The sequence below is a fragment of the Corynebacterium sp. MSK158 genome (assembly GCF_030229085.1).
Lineage (GTDB): Bacteria > Actinomycetota > Actinomycetes > Mycobacteriales > Mycobacteriaceae > Corynebacterium.
In genome coordinates, this window is the sequence record NZ_JASPHJ010000013.1 from 22289 (window position 1) to 43406 (window position 21118).

Annotated in this window: 18 protein-coding genes; 12 read left to right on the forward strand and 6 right to left on the reverse strand. The window is 58.3% G+C overall.

Annotated features, from left to right (window positions below):
- Positions 1-33 precede the first annotated feature (33 nt).
- The 8 genes from QP915_RS09820 to whiA all read left to right on the forward strand — a co-directional run bounded on the left by QP915_RS09820 (position 34) and on the right by whiA (position 8227).
- Positions 34-648, forward strand: coding sequence for a riboflavin synthase (locus QP915_RS09820; protein ID WP_284769211.1), 615 nt, complete (start codon positions 34-36; stop codon positions 646-648).
- Positions 649-659: 11 nt separating this feature from the next.
- Positions 660-1922, forward strand: a complete 1263-nt coding sequence (locus QP915_RS09825) for a bifunctional 3,4-dihydroxy-2-butanone-4-phosphate synthase/GTP cyclohydrolase II (protein WP_284769212.1) — start codon at positions 660-662, stop codon at positions 1920-1922.
- 29 nt (positions 1923-1951) lie between these two features.
- Positions 1952-2431 carry a 6,7-dimethyl-8-ribityllumazine synthase gene (ribH, locus tag QP915_RS09830; protein ID WP_284769213.1) on the forward strand — a complete coding sequence of 160 codons (480 nt, stop codon included), beginning with the start codon at positions 1952-1954 and terminating at the stop codon, positions 2429-2431.
- 75 nt (positions 2432-2506) lie between these two features.
- Complete coding sequence (locus QP915_RS09835; RefSeq protein ID WP_284769214.1) at positions 2507-3055, forward strand: PH domain-containing protein; 549 nt, start codon at positions 2507-2509, stop codon at positions 3053-3055.
- A gap of 3 nt (positions 3056-3058) precedes the next feature.
- Positions 3059-5134 carry an excinuclease ABC subunit UvrC gene (gene uvrC, locus QP915_RS09840; RefSeq protein WP_284769215.1) on the forward strand — a complete coding sequence of 692 codons (2076 nt, stop codon included), beginning with the start codon at positions 3059-3061 and terminating at the stop codon, positions 5132-5134.
- A 40-nt stretch (positions 5135-5174) separates the two neighbouring features.
- Positions 5175-6056: an RNase adapter RapZ gene (gene rapZ / locus QP915_RS09845; protein WP_284769225.1), complete on the forward strand. Its 882-nt coding sequence runs from the start codon at positions 5175-5177 to the stop codon at positions 6054-6056.
- Positions 6057-6079: 23 nt separating this feature from the next.
- A complete protein-coding gene (locus QP915_RS09850; RefSeq protein ID WP_284769216.1) occupies positions 6080-7063 on the forward strand; it encodes a gluconeogenesis factor YvcK family protein in 984 nt (327 codons plus the stop codon).
- 174 nt (positions 7064-7237) lie between these two features.
- Positions 7238-8227 carry a DNA-binding protein WhiA gene (gene whiA, locus QP915_RS09855; RefSeq protein ID WP_284766517.1) on the forward strand — a complete coding sequence of 330 codons (990 nt, stop codon included), beginning with the start codon at positions 7238-7240 and terminating at the stop codon, positions 8225-8227.
- A gap of 131 nt (positions 8228-8358) precedes the next feature.
- Here whiA and QP915_RS09860 read toward each other — a convergent pair whose 3' ends face one another.
- Complete coding sequence (locus QP915_RS09860) at positions 8359-10005, reverse strand: L-lactate permease (RefSeq protein WP_374048904.1); 1647 nt, start codon at positions 10003-10005, stop codon at positions 8359-8361.
- Between the two features lie 539 nt (positions 10006-10544).
- Between QP915_RS09860 and gap the strand changes: the two genes are divergently transcribed.
- The 4 genes from gap (at position 10545) to secG (ending at position 14128) form a co-directional block, all read left to right on the forward strand.
- Positions 10545-11552 carry a type I glyceraldehyde-3-phosphate dehydrogenase gene (gene gap / locus QP915_RS09865; RefSeq protein ID WP_250408520.1) on the forward strand — a complete coding sequence of 336 codons (1008 nt, stop codon included), beginning with the start codon at positions 10545-10547 and terminating at the stop codon, positions 11550-11552.
- Positions 11553-11670: 118 nt separating this feature from the next.
- Positions 11671-12888 carry a phosphoglycerate kinase gene (locus QP915_RS09870; protein WP_284769217.1) on the forward strand — a complete coding sequence of 406 codons (1218 nt, stop codon included), beginning with the start codon at positions 11671-11673 and terminating at the stop codon, positions 12886-12888.
- A gap of 39 nt (positions 12889-12927) precedes the next feature.
- The gene (tpiA, locus tag QP915_RS09875) at positions 12928-13710 is read left to right on the forward strand and encodes a triose-phosphate isomerase (RefSeq protein WP_225746913.1); all 783 of its coding nucleotides are present in this window, start codon (positions 12928-12930) and stop codon (positions 13708-13710) included.
- A 184-nt stretch (positions 13711-13894) separates the two neighbouring features.
- Entirely contained in the window at positions 13895-14128 is a 234-nt protein-coding gene (gene secG, locus QP915_RS09880) for a preprotein translocase subunit SecG (RefSeq protein ID WP_005324856.1), read from the forward strand.
- A 145-nt stretch (positions 14129-14273) separates the two neighbouring features.
- Here secG and pgl read toward each other — a convergent pair whose 3' ends face one another.
- The 5 genes from pgl to tkt form a co-directional block, all read right to left on the reverse strand.
- A complete protein-coding gene (gene pgl / locus QP915_RS09885; protein WP_239277698.1) occupies positions 14274-15035 on the reverse strand; it encodes a 6-phosphogluconolactonase in 762 nt (253 codons plus the stop codon).
- A 42-nt stretch (positions 15036-15077) separates the two neighbouring features.
- Positions 15078-16013, reverse strand: a complete 936-nt coding sequence (locus QP915_RS09890) for a glucose-6-phosphate dehydrogenase assembly protein OpcA (RefSeq protein ID WP_284769218.1) — start codon at positions 16011-16013, stop codon at positions 15078-15080.
- Between the two features lie 14 nt (positions 16014-16027).
- Entirely contained in the window at positions 16028-17560 is a 1533-nt protein-coding gene (zwf, locus tag QP915_RS09895) for a glucose-6-phosphate dehydrogenase (protein ID WP_005328410.1), read from the reverse strand.
- A gap of 99 nt (positions 17561-17659) precedes the next feature.
- Entirely contained in the window at positions 17660-18745 is a 1086-nt protein-coding gene (gene tal, locus QP915_RS09900) for a transaldolase (RefSeq protein ID WP_239277701.1), read from the reverse strand.
- A 27-nt stretch (positions 18746-18772) separates the two neighbouring features.
- Complete coding sequence (gene tkt / locus QP915_RS09905) at positions 18773-20845, reverse strand: transketolase (RefSeq protein ID WP_284769227.1); 2073 nt, start codon at positions 20843-20845, stop codon at positions 18773-18775.
- Positions 20846-21118 lie beyond the last annotated feature (273 nt).

A 21118-nucleotide genomic window follows, 5' to 3' on the forward strand; every position in this document is an offset into this window, starting at 1 on the left:
GCTGGACATAGCAGTGAGCGAGAAAGGTTGGAAGTGTTTACTGGGCTAGTACAAGAGTTGGGCACCGTGGAGGCAATGGAGCCGCACGCAGACGCGCTTCGCCTGAGCATTCGTGCCCCGCGTACCGTTGCGGAGGCCGCACTGGGTGATTCCATTGCCATTAACGGCGTATGTCTTACCGTGGCGGATCTGTCTGCGGATACTTTTTGTGCGGATGTGATGCAGGAGTCCCTGGACCGCACCGCACTGGGGCGCCTTGCCGAGGGCGATCCGGTCAATGTCGAACCGGCACTGCTTCCCACTACCCGGCTGGGCGGGCACATCATGCAGGGCCACGTAGACGGAACCGCTACGCTGCAGAGCCGAACTAGCTCCGAGAACTGGGATGTGCTGCGGTTTAGCTTGCCGTCCGGGCTTGCTCGGTACGTCGTGGAAAAGGGCTCCATTGCCGTGAGCGGCACGTCGCTGACCGTGAGCGCCGTGGGCCCCGACTGGTTCGAGGTATCCCTTATCCCCACCACTTTGCGCGATACCATTCATGGCGCCTTGCCAGTGGGCGGAGAGGTAAACCTCGAGGTGGATGTGCTGGCCAAGTATGTAGAGAAGATGCTTCACCCCGAAGCTAAACTCTCTGAGGCTAAGGACTAGACTGCTACCTTATGAGCGCGAGTGATAATTCCATCAGTCTAGATTCCATCGACCAGGCCATCGCGGATATCGCCGCTGGTAAGCCGGTTGTTGTCATCGATGATGAGGATCGCGAAAACGAAGGCGATCTGATTTTCGCCGCGGAGCTAGCCACCCCGGAACTCGTGGCCTTCATGGTGCGCTATTCCTCTGGATATATCTGTGCACCCTTATTGCCAGACGATTGCAACCGGCTGAACCTACCGCCGATGCTGGCGGTCAACCAGGATGTACGCGGCACCGCCTACACGGTGACCGTGGATGCAGCAACGGGCAGTACCGGTATTTCTGCGACTTCGCGCGCAGAAACCATCCGGCGTCTGGCAGACCCAAACACCACGCCGGGCGAATTTACCCGCCCGGGCCACGTGGTGCCGTTGTGCGCTCGGCCGGGCGGCGTTCTGGAGCGGGACGGACATACTGAGGCCTCCATTGATCTGGCCCGCTTAGCGGGCCTGCGCCCGGCCGGTGTGCTGTGCGAGATCGTCTCCGAAGATGACCCCACGGATATGGCGCGCTCGCCAGAGTTGCGTCGCTTTGCAGATACGCATGGGCTCTCCATGATCTCTATCGCGCAGCTCATCGAGTGGCGCCGCCATAATGAAACGCAGGTCACCCGCCAGGTTGCCACTGAGCTCCCCACCGAATACGGCCACTTCACCGCCATCGGTTACCGCCATGAGGTAGACGGGCAGGAACACGTTGCGTTGGTCGCAGGGGATCCCGCCCAACTGCGCGGCGCACGCGACGTCATGGTGCGTGTCCATTCCGAATGCCTAACCGGTGATGCCTTTGGTTCACGGCGCTGCGATTGCGGGCCCCAACTGCATGAGTCCATGCGCCTTATCAGCCAAGAAGGCCGCGGCGTGGTCATCTACCTGCGCGGTCAAGAGGGCCGTGGCATCGGACTTCTGCATAAGTTGGAGGCTTACCGCCTGCAGGATTCGGGCATGGATACCGTCGATGCCAACCTGGAGCAGGGACTGCCCGAGGACGCCCGCGAGTATTCCGTGGCCGGGCAGATCCTTCGCGATCTCGGCATAGAATCCGCAAACCTCTTAACCAATAATCCGCATAAGGGCGAGGGGCTGAGTGGCTTTGGCGTGGACGCCAGCCACCACACGCCGCTGGCAACCCCTGCCCACGCGGATAATATTGACTACCTGCGTACTAAACGCGACCGCATGGGCCACGACCTTCCGCAGGTTGCCCAGTGGGACGCCGAACATAAGTAGAACTTTGACGTCCAATCGAAAGGATAGCGATGAGTAAAGAAGGACTACCTGATATTGCCCAGGTAGATGGCAGTGGACTGCGCGTTGCCGTGGTTACTGCTACGTGGAACGCAGAAATTTGCGACCAGCTCCATGCCCAGGCAGTGCAGACCGCTACCGATAATGGTGCCGAGGTTGCCGAATACCGAGTGGTAGGTGCCCTGGAACTTGGCGTTGTCGTCCAAGCAGCAGCCCGCGCCTACGATGCCGTGGTGGCACTAGGCTGCGTTATCCGTGGCGGCACCCCGCACTTTGACTACGTATGCGACTCCGTCACCCAGGCGTTGACCCGCATCTCCCTCGATGAATCCACCCCGGTAGCTAACGGCGTCCTGACCGTCAACGACCAGCAGCAAGCCATCGACCGCGCCGGATTTGCAGACTCGGTAGAAAACAAGGGCGCCGAAGCCATGATTGCGGCTTTAGATGCCGCGCTGCAGTTGCGTACACTAAACGCAGCACAGAAGTAACCTCTAGCAATGCGTCAGCGCCCGATGCTTGACCACTAAGGTGGCCGGCGGGGCGCGCCCCAAAGGAGTATGCACATGAACGAGGCGCAGGCCCCAAAGAATCCGCAGCACAGCCACCAGCTTAGCGACGCCGAAGTATTGGCCTATACCAGTGCCGATCCCTTCGCCCAGACCACCTCTAAACCGTGGGAATTTACGGCGACCTCGCCCTTCTTGCGCAAGGTGGCTATCGCCTGGGTGATCCTCGTTCTGGCCATCCATATCTTCATGGGAATCACCTTGGACGTGTCTTTTACCGGTGCGCACGTGACTACCATCGACAAATTCGCCTTCCCTGGCGTTGGTGTTCTCATTTCCGTTTTGTCCTGGATCGCTCTTAACCGTCCACGCTTGCGCGCAAATGAGGATGGGGTAGAGGTCCGCAATATCGTGGGTACCCGCTTTTATCCGTGGCAGGTGGTCTACGGACTTTCCTTCCCCGTAGGCCAGCGTATGGCACGCCTTGAGCTGCCCGAGTTCGAGTTCGTTCCCGTCTGGGCGTTGCAGTCCGGCGATAAGGACACCGTCATTGACAACGTCCGCCGCTTCCGCGACGTGGAAGCCAAGTACATGCCCCAGGATTAACAATTGGCTGACCCCACCACCTACCGCCCAGCTCCGGGAACCATTCCCACCGACCCGGGCGTCTATAAGTTCCGCGATGAAAACCGCCGCGTTATCTACGTGGGCAAAGCCAAGAACTTGCGCGCTCGGCTGTCTAACTATTTTCAGGACATCACGCAACTGCACCCGCGTACTCGCCAAATGGTGCTCACCGCCAACTCGGTGGAGTGGACGGTAGTTGCCAGCGAGGTGGAAGCCTTGCAGTTGGAGTACACGTGGATCAAGCGCTTTGATCCACACTTCAACGTCATGTACCGCGATGATAAAACCTATCCTATGCTCGCGGTTTCGGTCGGGGAGACGGTCCCTCGCGCCTTTTTCTACCGTGGCCCGCGGCGCAAGGGCGTGCGCTATTTCGGCCCCTATTCCCATGCTTGGGCCGTGCGCGAAAGCTTGGACTTGCTTACCCGCGTCTTTCCCATGCGCACCTGCTCGAAGGGTGTGTATAACCGGCATGAGCGGCTCGGGCGTCCGTGCCTTTTGGGTTACATCGGAAAGTGCGATGCACCCTGCATTGGCCGAGTAAGCAAGGAAGACCACCGCGAGACGGTCAACGATCTCGTGTCCTTCATGAATGGCAACACCGGTTCAGTGCGCCGCAAACTCACCCAAGACATGGAGCAGGCCGCCGAGCACCTAGAGTTCGAACGCGCGGCGCGCCTGCGCGATGACTTGGGCGCGATTGACAAGATCATGGAACAGCAGGCCGTGGTCTTTACAGACGGCACGGATGCTGATCTCATTGCTTTTAACTCCGATGAACTTGAGGCAGCGGTGCAGATCTTCCATGTTCGCGATGGGCGCATTCGCGGTCAGCGCGGTTGGGTAGTTGAACGCGCCGGCGATCAGGCAAGCTCAGAGCCCTTGGAAGAGGGCCAGCCTGATCCCGCGTTGCCTGCGTTGGTGCAGAACTTCCTCATCCAGTTCTATTCCGATGCGGTAGAGCGTGAAAAGCAAGAGGCGCGCGAAGACGCTGCGCTCGCCGCGGATGTGAAGCGGCGCGGGGTGGACCAAGAATCGCACATGAAATCCCGTCGCGTGCAGGTTATTCCACGCCAGATTTTGGTTCAGGCCCTGCCGGATGAACCGGAGCAGGTCGTCGCATTGTTGGAGGAGCTGCGCGGTGCCCAAGTGGACCTGCGCGTTCCGCAGCGCGGTGATAAAAAGCAGCTTATGGCCACGGTGGAGAAAAACGCCAAGGAGCAATTGCGCCAACATAAGCTCAAGCGGGTAGGAGACCTCACCGCTCGGTCCGCGGCTTTGCAGGATATTCAAGAAGCCCTGGGCATGGAGCAAGCCCCATTGCGCATCGAATGTACCGATATCTCGCACATTCAAGGCACAGATGTGGTTGCTTCTCTAGTGGTCTTTGAAGATGGTTTGCCCAAGAAGGCGGACTATAGGCGCTACCGCATCAAGGAGGCGGCTGGCGATGGCCGCTCGGATGACGTCGGTTCTATCGCAGAGATCACTCGCCGTCGGTTTAAGCGCCATAAGCAAGATAAGCTAGCCCATCCGGATGAGGAAGCAGAAGAGTCCTCCTTTGCAGAGGAGAAGGTGGCGGAAGAATCTGCCGAAGCGGGTCGCCGCTTTGCGTATCCACCGCAGCTTTTCATCGTGGATGGCGGCGCGCCCCAGGTGGCCGCAGCTCAAGAGGTATTTGATGAGCTAGGTATCGTGGATGTAACCCTGGTGGGCCTGGCCAAGCGCCTCGAGGAAATCTGGGTTCCCGGCGATGATGAGCCGGTGATTCTGCCGCGAAACTCGCAAGCGCTATTCCTCTTGCAGCAGATTCGCGATGAAGCCCACCGCTTCGCCATTACTTACCACCGGCAGCAGCGCTCAAAGCGGATGCGTTCCTCAGTTCTTGATTCCGTGCCGGGATTAGGACCGCAACGGCGCACCGATCTGGTCAAGCATTTCGGTTCGGTGAAAAAGCTCAAGGCCGCCACTGTGGATGAGATCTGCGAGGTAAACGGCTTCGGTCCAAAACTGGCCCAGACCGTCTACGAGAGTTTGCATGATTCTTCGGGCAACTAAGTGGAATTCTCCTAGAAGCGGCGAATCCTAAAGCGCTAGAATATTGGGCATGACGCATTTCGAAACTCCACCCATTTTGATAACCGGCATGTCCGGCGGCGGGTTGAGTTCCGCTGCCAAAGTGTTTGAGGACAAGGGCTACTACGTGGCCCACAATATTCCGCCTCGTGCCATTGTTGACCTGCTCAAGCTATGCAACCAAGAGGAAACTCCGGTGGGCAAGGTAGCAGCCGTAACGGATGTGCGCTCGCGCATGTTCCCAGGGTCTCTGTTGGAGATTATGGATGAGCTTACGGAACTAGATATGAAGCCCACCGTGCTCTTTTTGGATGCTCGTGATGATGTGCTCATTCGCCGATTTGATTCGGTGCGTCGCACCCACCCACTGCAGGAAGGCGACACGCTCAAAGTAGGTATCCAACGCGAGCGTCGGGCGGTGGCAGACGTGCGTTCCCATGCGGACATCATTATCGATACGACGAACCTATCCATTCATGATCTCCGCCGCGCCATTGAGGCGGCCTTTGGTGAGATGCAAAATGAAAAGCAACATGTCACCGTGGAATCCTTTGGATTTAAGAACGGCTCGCCCCGCGATGCTGACTTAGTGGTAGACGTGCGTTTCCTGCCCAACCCCTATTGGGTTCCAGAACTGCGGGGATACCGCGGCACGGATGAACCGGTTGCCCACTATGTGCTCTCGCAGCCAGCGGCGCAGGAGTTCGTGGATACTTTCTTGCAGATGTTTTCTACCATGCTGGATGGCTACCGCCATGAGGGCAAGAACTTCATCACGCTTGGCGTCGGTTGTACGGGCGGCCACCACCGTTCCGTCGCCATCGCAGAGGCTATAGCGGCGCGACTGCGGGACAATGGCACCTTGGACGTCAGCACCTTGCATAGGGATATCGCACGAGGCTAGAGCACAGGAGTTTTAACGCTTTTATGACCAATCCTTCACACATGGTCTGCCTCGGCGGCGGCCATGGACTTTATCAAACCCTTCTGTCCGCACGCTTTAGCGAGGCGGCCGATATTTCTGCTATCGTTACCGTCGCGGATGATGGCGGTTCCTCTGGCCGTTTGCGCCGCGAGCTGGAAATCATTCCCCCGGGTGACTTGCGCATGGCGCTGGCTGCCTTGGCCAATAGTGACCCAGTGGGGGACTTGTGGGCGCGAACCTTGCAACACCGTTTCGGTGGCAATGGCGCTATGGCAGGGCATGCGGTAGGCAATCTGATGATTGCGGGATTGACGGATGTGCTCGGCGACTATCAAGCTGCCCTGGATACCATCGCAGAACTTACTAATTCCCAGGGGCGAGTTTTCCCAGTGGTCAATCAAGCCTTAGAGATTGAGGCGGATGTTGCCGGGCTTGACGACGACCCCCGTGTCATGCGCCAGGTCCGCGGCCAGGTTGCGGTCGCTTCCACACCGGGCCAGGTGCGGCGCGTGCGCATCGTGCCCGAACGACCCAGCGCGAATCCGGATGCCCTCGATGCCATCCAGCGCGCGGATCTCATTACCATCGGCCCAGGCTCGTGGTTTAGCTCTGTATTGCCGCATACGCTCGTTCCGCAGGTAGTGGATGCGATTTCTGCTTCCGATGCGCTGCGCGTCGTTGTTTTGAACCTTTCGCCCGAGCCGGGCGAAACTCATGGCTTTTCCGCAGAGCGTCACTTGCACGTGCTCGCGCAGCACGCCCCTGATCTGCGGATTGACCGTATTTTGGTGGACGAGGCGGCTTTGCCCACCGATAGTGAGCGCGTCTATATTCAGCGCGCCGCGCAGTCCCTAGGCGCTCGCGCTACCTTCGCGGATGTGAGCCAAGTTGATGCCAATGGTCGCAGCATCAATAAGCACGATCCGGAAAAGCTGTCTGCGGCGCTCTTGGACCTATATTCGGACTATCGCAGCACTCGCGATTAGAACCTGCGCTAATTCACCGCGGTATCGTGCGAGCGGCCGCACTCGACCGACTGCGCGGCGATCGAGCCCGCGCGGTATGATGTCAGAAATCCTTTCACCGCACTGGGCTGGAAGCAATGGCTCTAGCCGGTATGCGTACTTTGTGACTGTGAGAATAGAAATGGGGCGAACTAGGTGACCACACCATTGACCGACCAGGTCAAAGAAGAATTGACGGCTGTCGTCGTGCCACGCCAGTCCGCTCGCGCTGCCGAACTGGCGGCGATGTTGCGATTCGCCGGCGAACTAGATGTTTCCGGTGACAGCATGTCCTATGAGCTGGAGCTAGAAAGCCACGCCATTGCGCGGCGCTTCATGAACGCTCTCGATGACCTCTATGGGATCACTGCCGATAGCCATGTTGCCGGCCCGGCAGGAACCACCAAGAAGACTCGTGTAACGGTCCGCATCTCCACCGGTGCGAAAGAGCTGACTCGTCGGCTGGGCCTTATCACCCGCTCCGGTCATGCAGTAGTGGGTTTGCCGCCGCAGGTCATCTCCGGCACCGTGGCCGATAGCGAAGCAGCATGGCGCGGAGCCTTCCTTGCCCATGGCAGTCTCACGGAGCCAGGCCGCTCTTCCGCGCTGGAAGTTACCTGCCCGTGCCAAGAGGCTGCGTTGGCACTGGTGGGCTGCGCCCGCCGCCTTGGTATCTCTGCAAAGACCAAGGAAACTCGCGGTGAAGATCGCGTCGTTGTACGCGATGGTGATGCTATCGGGGCGCTTCTTACGCGTATGGGTGCTCAGGAGACTCGATTGAGCTGGGAAAAGAAGCGAGTTAAGCGGGAGGCGCACGATACGTCTCGGCGCTTGGACAATTTTGATGACGCCAACCTTCGGCGCTCTGCTCGCGCTGCGGTTACCGCAGCAGCGCGCGTTGACCGCGCCATGGAGATCTTAGGTGACGATGTTCCTGAGCACTTGGCAGACGCGGGCCGCTTGCGAGTTCAGCACCGCGAGGCATCTCTAGAAGAGCTGGGACGCTTGGCCGAGCCTCCTATGACCAAGGACGCAGTAGCTGGGCGTATTCGCCGCTTGCTGTCGATGGCCGATAAGCGAGCCGAGGAGCTGGATATCCCCGATACCAACCAAGCGATTACAGATGACCTCTTCAACGAATCCTGACCCTCGGATTCGCTTACATTAAAAAACTCCCCGCAGTGCGGATACCAAAGCGGTAGACGCAGTTGCGGGGAGATTTTTAGTGCCTTCCCGGCTAGCAGGTGCGCAACCGGCTAGCCAGAAGCGTTAAAGAACTAGGGCACGAGGAATCCTAGGACGTTGGTCATCAAGAACACGATGACGCATACAATGGCTAGGAAAGCCACGGAGTAGCCCACTACGTTCTTCAGGATGACTGATTCCTTGCCCTCCATATTGACGGCGGTAGCCGCAATTGCAAGGGACTGCGGGGAGATCATCTTGCCCACAACGCCGCCTGCGGTATTGGCCGCGAGCATGAGGTCAGGGTTTACGCTGATTCGCTCTGCCGCTGCTACCTGTAGGTTGGCAAAGAGGGCATTAGCAGACGTATCGGAGCCAGTAACCGCGGTACCAATCCAGCCCAGGACTGGGGCGAAGAGCGCAAAGATGCTGCCGGCAGAAGAGACGAACTCACCAATAGCAATAGTCTGGCCGGAGTAGTTCATCGTGTAGGCCAAGGCCAGCACCAAGATGATGGTAAGAGCCGAGAACTTCATGCGGCTGACTACGTCCCCAAAGGCGCTCACCGGTTGCCCAAAGCTTAGGCTGTAGCGGCCATTTTCATTGAAGTAGTGGTAGACAACCGCAACAATAATGCCCGAGAGCAGCAGGAGCGTACCTGGATTGCCAAAGACATTGAAGCTGAAGCTGGTATCCATGAGCTTGCCGTCGGCGTCGACAATCGCGTCATCAAGCAAAGGCCAGGCAAAGTGGAGCTTGAGGAATCCGAAGATGGCTGGGGCGGCGGTGGCCACGGCAAAGACAACGGTCACTACGGCGTAGGGAAGCAGCGCCATCCAGATACGGCGTCCGTTGAGGTCGGTGGTGGACTCAGCGGCAGGCAGCTCGAGACGCTCGCGCAACTCCTTGACGCCCTTCGGCTTCCATACCCGGAGGAAGGCGAAAGCACAGCCCAAAGAGACGATGCAGGCGATGACGTTGGTGAGCTGGTACGCAAAGAAAGTCGCGGTCAACCACTGAGCCAACGCGAAGGAAATGCCAATCACGGCAGCAGCCGGGGCAGTTTCCTTGACACCGCGGAAGCCATCCAAGATGAAGGCGATGAGGAATGGCACGATGGCGGCGATGAGCAGCACCTGCAAGGAGATAAGTGCTGCAATGTCGTGGGTTTGCTCGGCACTGCGACCGGCAACCTCGCCCGCAGTGGTTACCGGGATGCCAACCGCGCCAAAAGCAACCGGAGCGGTATTAGCAATCAGAACTACTGTAGCCGCGCGCAGTGGCTTCACACCGAGGGCCATGATCATGGTCGCGGTAATGGCTACGGGGGCACCAAAACCGGCGAGGGCCTCCAACAAACCGCCAAAACAGAAGGCGATGAGGATAGCCTGGATGCGAATATCGCCGTCACCCAAAAGGTCAAAGGTCTTGCGCAGGTCCTCGAAGCGCCCGGAGGCTACGGTGATTTCATAGAACCAGATTGCGGTAATGATGACCCAGACAATGGGTAGGAGCCCGAATAGCCCGCCACGTACGGCGGAGGACAAAGCCATATCTACTGGCATGGAGAAGCCGGCGATGGCAATAATGAGGGATACTGCCAGGGCAACGGCGCCAGAAGTATGCGCGCGTGCCTTTACACCTAGCAGCATGATAAAGAATGCAATGAGCGGGAGAATCGCCACCAGGGCGGTGAGCCCGAGGCTGTCACCCACAGCAGAGGTATTTATTTCGAACAAGAGAAGTCCTTGATTTCTACGGTGGTCTTGCCCGTAGGCGATTACGGGCACATGAAGCATTCTCACGGTGACCAACGGTGGCGCTAGAGCAGGCAGGGTTGCCTTAAACGCTTTGTGAGCCAGTGAGTAAGGAAAGCATATCGTGCGGTGGGTGTCACGGAAACAATACGGTCGTCTTGGTAGGTGTTAGCGGCAGGATTTCTCAATGTCCGATCGGACAGAAGCGGGCGCAACCCCTAAAGGTAGTAGTGATATATCTCATGGTAACAGTGTGAACTCAACATAAACCCACGTGTTCGGGCCTATCCAGCGGTTTTGTATGTGGGAAATAAAAAGGATCGGAAAGAGTGTACGCGCTTTTGGGAAGTCTGTCATCCACTAATTCTTAAGGTCGCTGGGGGCCTGCGCTGACAAAAAACGCTCGGTAGTATCGGCAATGTAAGGGAAAACGCTCGGGCGCTTCTCAAACACAGACTTCATCGAAGGACCCGAGCACATACCCGTACACACCTTTACTCGACTCTTTGAGGAGAAATACAGTGACTATCCGCGTAGGTATCAATGGCTTTGGCCGCATTGGCCGTAACTTTTTCCGTGCAGTCGCTCAGGGTGACAACGACCTCGAAGTTGTTGCAGTAAACGACCTGACCGATAACGGCACGTTGGCTAACCTGCTGAAGTACGACTCCGTACTTGGCCGCTTCGATGGCGAAATTACTCACGACGATGAGTCCATTACCGTTAACGGCCACCGCATCGTGGTAACCGCAGAAAAGGACCCGAAGCAGCTCAAGTGGGGCGAGTACAACGTAGACCTCGTCATCGAGTCCACCGGCCGCTTCACCAACGGCAACGACGCCAAGGCTCACCTCGAAGCTGGCGCCAAGAAGGTCATTATCTCCGCTCCGGGTAAGGAAGTAGACGCAACCTTCGTCTACGGCGTCAACTCTGACACCTATGATCCGGCAAACCACAACGTCATCTCTGCAGCATCCTGCACCACTAACTGCCTGGCACCGATGGCAAAGGTTCTCAATGACAAGTTCGGCATTGAAAAGGGCCTGATGACCACCGTTCACGCTTACACCGGCGACCAGCGCATCCAGGACGCTCCGCACAAGGACCCGCGCCGCGCCCGTGCCGCTGCAGTAAACATGGTGCCTACCTCCACTGGCGCTGCTAAGGCCGTATCCCTGGTTCTGCCTGAGCTGGACGGCAAGCTGGATGGTTACGCAATGCGCGTTCCGGTTATCACCGGCTCCGCTACCGACCTGACCTTCACCGCTTCCCGCGACGTCACTGCCGAGGAAATCAACGCTGCCTTGAAGGAAGCTGCTGAGGGCGAGCTCAAGGACACCCTCGCATACACCGAGGATCCGCTGGTTTCCACCGACATTGTTACCTCCCCGCACGGCTGCATCTTCGACTCCGGCATGACCAAGGTTTCCAACGGAAACCTGGTCAAGGTTCTGGGCTGGTACGACAACGAGTGGGGCTACACCTCCCAGCTCGTTCGCCTGACCAACCTGGTGGCAGACAAGCTCTAAACTAGAGCTCTAGCAATGAGGATCCGGCCGCGATGCAAGCCTAAACGGCGCTGCGTCGCGGCCGGTATTCTTATATCTATAGCCTTTTAACCCGTCCGAATTGTTTAAGGAGTAAATAATGGCTTTCCAGACTCTTGACGATCTTCTCAAGGAGGGCGTCGAATCCCGCCACGTCCTCGTCCGCTCTGACTTCAATGTTCCACTTGATGAAGAGGGAAACATTACCGATCCCGGACGTATCAACGCTTCTCTTCCGACCATCAAGGCACTGGTAGAGGGTGGTGCAAAGGTCATTCTTTCCGCACACCTGGGTCGTCCAAAGGGTGAGGTAAACCCTAAGTTCTCTTTGGCTCCAGTAGCTGAAGCGCTGTCTGAAGCGCTTGACCAGTACGTTGCCCTAGCCGGCGACGTCACCGGAGAAGACGCTCATGAGCGTGCCAACGGCCTCAACGATGGCGATGTGATGTTGATTGAAAACGTCCGCTTCGACCCTCGTGAGACCTCCAAGGACGAGGCTGAGCGCGGCCAGTTCGCTGACGAGCTCGTTGCTCTGGTAGCCGATAACGGCGCTTTTGTTTCTGATGGCTTTGGCGTTGTACACCGTGCGCAGGCATCTGTGTATGACGTCGCTAAGCGCCTGCCGGCATACGCGGGCAAGCTCGTAGATAAGGAACTGTCGGTTCTGTCCACCGTAGCCAAGGAGCCGGAGCACCCGTACGTGGTTGTCCTCGGCGGCGCCAAGGTTTCGGATAAGATCGGCGTGATTGAAGCATTGGCCGGCAAGGCAGACAAGGTCATCATTGGTGGCGGCATGTGCTACACCCTGCTGGCCGCCAAGGGCTATAACGTCCAAGAGTCCCTGCTGCAAGAAGATCAGATCGAAAACTGCAAGGACCTGCTCGAGCGCTTTGGCGACAAGCTGGTGCTTCCGGTTGACCTCGCTGCTGCAAGCAAGTTCGCAGCGGATGCAGAGACCCAGGTGGTCGAGCTCGATAGCATCCCTGAAGGCTGGATGTCCCTGGATATTGGACCAAAGTCCGTGGAAAAGTTTGCAGAGGTGCTTGCTTCCTCCAAGACCGTCTTCTGGAACGGCCCGATGGGCGTATTCGAAATGGAAGCTTTCTCCAAGGGCACTGCTGGTGTAGCGCAGGCTATTATCGACGCCACCGCAAAGAACGGTTCCTTCTCCGTCGTTGGTGGCGGCGACTCCGCTGCCTCCGTGCGCATGCTTGGCTTGGACGAGGATGGCTTCAGCCATATCTCCACCGGCGGCGGCGCCTCCCTCGAGTACCTCGAGGGCAAGGAGCTTCCGGGCGTATCTGTCCTGGAAGCCTAAAACTGCCTTCTTAATTTGCCAGAAAGAGAGGAAAAATTCATGGCACGCACCCCACTTATCGCAGGTAACTGGAAGATGAACCTTGACCACGTCGAGGCCATCGGCTCCGTTCAGAAGTTCGCCTTTTCCCTGCCAAAGGACTACTACGAGAAGGTCGACGTGGCCTACATGGTCCCGTTTACTGATATCCGCACTATCCAAACGCTGGTAGAGGGCGACAAGCTGCAGGTCACCTACGGTGCGCAGGACATTTCTAAGCACGAGTCCGGCGCATTCACTGGTGAAGTATCTGGCAAGATGTTGGCCAAGCTCGGCTGCAGCTGGGTGGTTGTGGGCCACTCGGAGCGCCGTCAGTACCACGGCGAGACCGATAAGCTCGTTGCAGAGAAGGCAGCTGCAGCATTGGACAATGGCATCAGCCCCATCGTGTGCGTAGGCGAGCCGTTGGCTGTACGCGAGGCCGGTACCCATGTGGACTACGTGGTTAACCAGACCCGCAATTCTTTGGCCGGCCTGAGCGCAGACCAGCTTGCCAAGACTGTCATCGCCTACGAACCAGTTTGGGCGATTGGCACCGGCAAGGTTGCGTCCGCAGACGATGCCCAGGAAGTCTGCGCCGCCATCCGTGAGCTCGTAACGGAGCTCGCAGGCGAGGAGGTTGCTGCAGGTATCCGCATTCTCTACGGTGGTTCCGTCAAGGTTGATTCCGTTGCAGAGATCGTCAGCAAGCCTGACGTCGACGGCGGCCTTATCGGTGGCGCTTCCCTGGTCGGCGAGGAGTTTGCCAAGTTGGCTGCCAACGCAGCTAATGCCCTGAGCTAACAGGAGTTATCACCCGTCACAGGTTCGCACTAAGGCGCGGGTTGGAATGGTTCCAGCCCGCGCCATAGTGTACAGTGGGCCGGTGTGATTGCTTTGCTGTACGCAAAGCCTAAAAGTACGATTCCGCGCTAGCGGGTGGCGAGAGTCAACCGCAGGGCGCACGTTAGAAATAAGGATTATCCTCATGGTCTTGGCACTGGAAATCATCTTGGTCATCGCAGCTATTTTGATGTCCATCTTCGTGCTGCTGCACAAGGGCAAAGGTGGTGGCCTGTCCAGCCTCTTTGGCGGTGGCGTGCAGTCGAACCTGTCCGGCTCGACCGTCGTGGAAAAGAACCTGGACCGTTACACCGTGGTCATGGTAATTATCTGGCTTGCGTGCATCGTAGGCCTCAACCTCATCCAAGCATTCGCTTAAGCCACCAGCTGGACTAGCGAAAGCGCCGGTACCGGCTTCCAACCTCCTGGTTTCCTGTGGGAACTGTAGGTGGGGAAGCGGTATCGGCGCTTTTTCTTGGCGCCGAGCCAAAAGTTCAGCTCGGCTGCACGCTAGGCTGACGTGCCTAGAGCTCGGATGCGGCGTCATCGGCAAGGAAGAGGATGGTTTCTTCCTTACCGTGCACGCCTGCAGCTGGCCATTCTTCAGGCTCAGCGCCTTCAACGACGTGCTTGGCAGCTTCCGCCTTGGCCTCGCCTGCTACAAGAAGCCAGATCCGATCAGACTTGTTGACTGCGGGAAGAGTAAGGGTGATGCGCTCGCTCGGCGGCTTGGGAGAGTCATGAACGGGAACAGCTAGCTCTTCTTGCTCCCGAACCGCCTCAGAATGGGGGAACAAGGAATTGATATGGCCCTCTTCGCCCATGCCCAGCAGATGGAGATCGAAGCCGTTCGGGGCAAATTCCTTCAGCTCTGGCTCATACGCACTCGCCGCGGCTTCCATAGACACCGCGCCCAGATCAAAACCGTGGATATTCTGGTTTGGAATATCTACGTGGTTGAGCAGGGCACTGCGCGCTTGACCCTCATTAGAATCTGCATCAGAGACGGGTACATTACGCTCATCGCCGAAGAAGACGTGAACGCGCGACCAATCGATGCGTTGGGCGGGAAAATTCTCGCCTTGTTGCTGTGCCGCGAAATCCAAACGAGCTAGCTCGTGAAGAACGCCAATTCCAGCGCCACCGCCGGTTAGGACAACTCGCGCGACCCCATCGTGGTGGAGGCCGCCACCGGCGGCTTGGATGCGCGCTACGGTATCCACGAATTTCAGCGCGGCCTGGGAGATAAGGTCATCCACATCGCTTACGCGGTGAAGAGTTACCATGAGGTATCGCTATCCTTTGCAAAGAATCAGAGTTAAGCCGTTTTACTGCTTACTGTAGTCTACTTGGGCGAGCGCACGGAGCGCTTGCGCATAAGTCTTATCGGCATCCAGATGGCGCAATTCTTCAGAGAGAACCTCAGCTTGGGAGCGCTTGCTAAGGCTCACCAAGGAATCCGGGGAACCTGGAACGCACACCCGCACCGTGCGCTCGTCGACGACATCAACGTCGACGTGGCTCGTTTCCCGATTAAACCGCAAGTGGGTCACTGGGAAGTGCAGCTCCTGAGAATCGGTCACAGTGCGGTGGACGGGGACTGCCAAACGATCGAGGAGCCATCCGGCCGCGAAGTCTGGCGCTGGGTGGCCCGCAGGGCCCGCCACCTCGACGGACTGCACGGGCTCGTGAGGATGGCGGTCCAATGCGGAGGCCACGACGCCGCGCCACAAAGTGATGGCGGCCCAGGACATATCGGAATCGCCCGGCGTGTAACCGGCGGATAAGGTGCGCAGATCTTCGCCAGTGACGCGTCCGTCATGGGCAACGTTGGTGATGCGGCGTTGAGCCAGTTTGCCCACAGAGCTGGCAGCTGGATCGGGCGGGCACAAGGTAGGCCACCAGGCGACCAAGGGGGTATCGGGAAGCAGCAGTGGAGTAACGACTGCCTCGTCCTGGTTTGCCAAGGCGCCGTGCAACTTCATGATGACCATCTCAGAAGCACCCGCTTCACCACCCACGCGAAGCTGCGCGTCCAGGTGGGTATCTGCCTGCGGGGCGCCCGTCACGACGACCAGAACGCGCGACGGGTGCTCGTGGGAGGCATCGCGCACGGAGGCCAGGATGTTTTCCAGATCATCGTCCTCGCGGGCAGCCACGATTAGGGTAAGTACTCGGCCGGTAGTAAGGGTGTAATGCTCTTGGGCCTCTACTAGCTTCTTGGAGATTTCACGCGTAGTGGTGTTGGGCAATGGAATAATCATTGTCTGCGTCCCTCCTATGGGCGGCGCCAGGAGTGGCCCCGGCGGCGCAACATTCTATCGGCGGATTCCGGGCCCCATGTGCCAGCGCGGTATTCCTCCGGCTGACCAGCTTCGGCCCAGTAATCGATGATGGGATCCAAAATCGACCAGGAAAGTTCCACCTCTTCGTTGGTGGGGAAGAGCGAGGACTCATCGAGGAGGGCATCCAAAATCAAGCGCTCGTATGCTTCCGGAGATTCCTCGGTAAAGGCCTCAGCATAAGCAAAGTCCATATTGACGTCTCGGACCTCCATGGTGGAACCGGGCACCTTGGAGCCAAAGCGCATGGTGACACCTTCATCCGGCTGTACGCGGATCACCACTGCGTTTCGGCCCAGCGCATCGGTCTGGCCGTCAACGAATGGTTGATTTGGCGCTGCCTTGAATACCAGCGCAATCTCGGTCACGCGCCGGCCCAAGCGCTTGCCCGTGCGCAGGTAGAAAGGCACTCCTCCCCAGCGGCGGGAGTTTACTTCCAAGGTACAGGCTGCATAGGTCTCCGTCGTGGACTCCGGATCGAAGCCTTCTTCTTCGCGCAAGCCCTTGACAAACTCGGAGCCTTGCCAGCCGGCGGAGTACTGGCCGCGAGCAGTTGTTTTATTGAGTGGGTGCACGGCGTGGGTAGCGCGCAGCACCTTGACCTTTTCTGCCTGCAGGGCCTCAGGCTCGAAGGAGGAGGGTTCTTCCATCGCAACCAGAGCCAAAAGCTGCAGCAGGTGGTTCTGGATGACGTCGCGAGCCGCACCGATGCCGTCATAGTAGCCAGCGCGGCCGCCCAGGCCAATATCTTCGGCCATGGTGATTTGGACGTGATCGATGTAGTGGGCGTTCCACATGGGCTCAAAAATTTGATTGGCAAAGCGCAAAGCCATGATGTTTTGCACCGTCTCCTTGCCCAAATAATGGTCAATGCGGAAGACCGCGGACTCGGGGAAGACGGCGTTGACAATCTCATTGAGCTTGCGGGCAGACTCTTGATCGTGGCCAAAAGGCTTCTCAATGATTACCCGGCGCCACGAGTCCTCGACGGAGTTGGCCATGCCCACCCGCTCCAGCTGGTGGCAGATATTGGAGAAGAACTCCGGGGGAACCGAAAGGTAGTATGCCCAGTTGCTTCCGGTGCCGCGCTCGCGATCAAGCTCGCCCAAACGCGCCGAAAGGCGATCGAATCCAGCATCATCGAAGGAACCTTGCACAAATTCGATTCCCTGGGATAAATGCTGCCAGACATCTTCATTGAACTCGGTACGTGAGCCAGCGATGACGGCTGAGCGAACGTAGTCACAGAATGCGACCTTGTCCCAGTCGCGACGACCATAACCCACAAGGGTAAAGCCAGCGGGGAGGAGACCACGGCTCGCTAGGTCGTAGATGGCGGGCAGTAGCTTTTTATATGCTAGGTCACCGGTAACGCCGAAGATGACCATGCCCGCGGGTCCTGCGATTCGCGGCAATCGCTTGTCGCTGGCATTGCGCAAGGGGTTGACCCAAGCGGCTGAGTCGGTCACGAAGAATCCTTCCTGAGTTTATGGGCTTTAAGCTCGCTAATATTTTAGCGGCAGAATGCCCCGCCGAATTCTCGGCGGGGCACAAGTCACACGGCTAGTTTACGCGAGTCGCTCCTGAATGGAAGCAAGCAGTTCCTCCCACGCAGCGACAAACTTATCTACGCCCTCGCGCTCCAGCACTGCAAAGACATCATCGAAATCAATGCCGACCTCTTCTAGCTGGGCAAAGACGTCCTCTGCAGCCTCGCGGCTATCAGACAGGGCGTCGCCGTGAAGGTTGCCCTCGGAAAGAACCGCATCGATGGTCTTTTCTGGCATGGTGTTGACCGTATGCGGTCCAGCCAGCTCCGATACGTACAAGGTGGCTGGGTACTCCGGATTCTTTACACCAGTAGAAGCCCACAGCGGACGCTGGAGGTGGGCTCCCTCGGGCAAATCGGCGTCGTTAAGCAAGGCGTCCTGGAAGAGTGCATAGGCGCGCTGCGCATTAGCGACGCCCGCCTTACCCCGCAGTGCCAGAGCAATCTCGCTACCAATAGCCTCCAAGCGCTTATCCACTTCGGTATCCAAACGGGACACAAAGAAGGAAGCCACGGAGTGAATGGTGGAGACGTCCTTGCCTGCTTCGGCGGCACGCTTGAGTCCGGTCCGGAAAGCCTCAATGACATCGCGGTAGCGATCCACGGAGAAAATAAGGGTGACGTTGACGCTTATTCCCTCCGCCAGGGCATCTTCGATGGCCGGAAGGGAGCCGGTCGTGGCCGGAATCTTAATCATCACGTTGGGACGATCAACCTTGGACCACAGCTCACGCGCCTGCTCAAGGGTGGCGGTAGCATCATCAGAAATGCGTGGGTCGACCTCGATGGACACGCGGCCATCCGCACCGTTAGTAGAGGAGTAGATATCCGCAAAGAGGTCGCAGGCATTCTTTACGTCCTCGATAGCCAAGGCGTACACCGCTTCATCGGCGGTGGCCTTGGCCTCCTTCAACGTGGAAAGCTCGGCGTCGTAGGCGGTGCCGTTGGTCATCGCCGCGGCGAAGATCGCCGGGTTGGTGGTAACTCCCACGATGGACTTAGCAGAAATTATCTCCTTGAGATTGCCCGAGACTAGGCGCTCGCGAGAAAGGTCATCGAGCCAGGTTGAGGTTCCCAGTTGGGCGAGTTCGGAAATGTGGTTCATGTTTACTCCTTATCCAGTCCTGGAGGCTTACTTCTGCGCGGCAGCGAGCGATTCCTGCGCCGCTTCAACAACCGCTGCAGTGGTGAAGCCAAATTTCTCAAAGAGTTCGCCCGCAGGAGCAGAGGCGCCGTAGTGCTCGATGGAAATGGTCCGGCCGAAAGAACCGGTGTACTTGTGCCACGGCATAGCGATACCGGCTTCGATGGAAACGCGGGCCTGCACTTCGCTAGGCAGCACGGACTCGCGGTATGCGTCATCCTGTTCATCAAACCACTCAAGGCACGGTGCGGAGACAACGCGGGTGGCTGTTCCGGCGGCCTCCAGTTCCTTAGCGGCGGCGACAGCAAGCTGCACCTCAGAACCGGTAGCGAGGAGGATCACGTCTGGTGTTTCCTTGGACTCTTCCACCAGAACATAAGCGCCGCGGCGCACGCCATCATGCGCCTTTTCCTTGGTGCCTTCCAGTACCGGCAGTCCCTGGCGGCTCAGTGCCAGGCCCTTAGGCGCAGCTTTGTACTCGAGAGCTGCCGCCCAGGCCTGAGCGGTTTCGTTGGCATCGGCCGGGCGAATAACGGACAGGTTCGGGATAGCACGAAGGGCAGAAAGGGTCTCTACCGGCTGGTGGGTTGGGCCATCCTCGCCCAAGCCAATGGAGTCGTGGGTCCAGACATAGTAGGTATCGGTAGACATCAACGAGCCCAGGCGCACAGCGGGGTACTGGTACTCGGAGAAGATAAGGAAGGTGCCGCCGTAAACGCGGGTATTGCCATGCAGAGCAATACCGTTCATAATCGCAGACATCGCGTGCTCGCGAATGCCGAAGTGGAGGTTGCGGCCATATGGCTGAGCCGACCACATATCGGTGGTAATGGCTGCGGGGCCGAAGGAGTCAGCGCCCTTAATCACGGTGTTATTGGAGCCGGCAAGGTCAGCAGAGCCACCCCACATCTCAGGAAGGGAAGCGGCCAATGCTTGGATGGTGGCTTCAGAAGCCTTGCGGGTGGCCAAAGATTCACCCGGTTCCCACACCGGCAATTCAGCGTCGAAACCTTGCGGCAATTCGCGCGCCTTCATGCGGTCAAAGAGTGCCTTGTTCTCCGGATTGGCTGCAGCCCATTCGTCGAACTTCTTCTGCCACGCGGCGTGCTTCTCGGCGCCGCGCTCGCGCAGCTTGCGGGTGTGTTCGATGACCTCGTCGTCGATGTGGAAGCTGCGCTCGGGATCGAAGCCCAAGACCTCCTTGGTGGCAGCTACCTCGTCATCGCCCAGAGCAGCGCCATGAACGCCGCCGGTATTCATCTTATTCGGGGCCGGGTAGCCGATGACGGTCTTCACGCGGATGAAGGAAGGGCGCTCGGTCTCTGCCTGAGCGGCCTTGACAGCCTCCTCAATGGCTACGACGTCTTCGCCGGATTCGACAGTTTGGACGTGCCAGCCGTAGGCCTCGTAGCGGGCTACCACGTCTTCGTTGAAAGCAATATTCGTATCGTCCTCAATAGAGATGCGGTTATCGTCCCAGAAGACAATCAAGTTGCCGAGCTTTTGCGTACCCGCCAGGGAAGAGGCCTCGGCGGTAACGCCCTCCTGCAGGTCACCATCGGAAGCAATGGTGTAGACGTAGTGGTCGAAGGGAGACTCGCCGGCCGGGGCCTCTGGATCGAAAAGGCCGCGCTCCTTCCGTGCCGCCATTGCCATGCCCACGGAGGAAGCAAGGCCTTGGCCAAGCGGTCCGGTGGTGATTTCCACACCATCGGTGTGGTGCACCTCAGGGTGGCCAGGCGTGCGCGATCCCCACGTGCGCAGCTGCTTGAGATCGTCCATCTCCAAGCCAAAGCCGCCCAGGTAGAGCTGGATGTACTGGGTGAGGGAGGAGTGACCAACCGAAAGAACGAAGCGGTCGCGGCCGGCCCAGTGCACATCGGCGGGATCATGGTTAATGACGCGCTGGTAGAGAGTGTAGGCGAGGGGAGCGAGGGACATTGCCGTACCGGGGTGGCCGGAACCGCACTTTTGTACAGCATCTGCGGCTAGAACTCGCACGGTGTCGACGGCGCGCGTGTCAAACTCCGACCAATCCTCCGGATAACGGCGCTCGACCATAGTTTGGAGTTCTGGGGACAACTTATCTTTCGACACAGGAAAGCCTCGCTTACGTCTAGGCAAAAAGTACTTAACTTTATTCAGTCTAGTAATTTTTTAACCGGCGGTGCGCAATTATAGAAAGCTCGGCATAAACGGTATGCTGGCATGGCTAAGTGGAGTGCGCGTGGGCGCTAGAGCGCGCACTGAATCTAGCGGCCGTAGGCCTGTAGTCTTTCGCCCTTGCGCCGAAAATTGTGAGTGAGAGAACTGGAACTTTTTCACGGGCCTGTG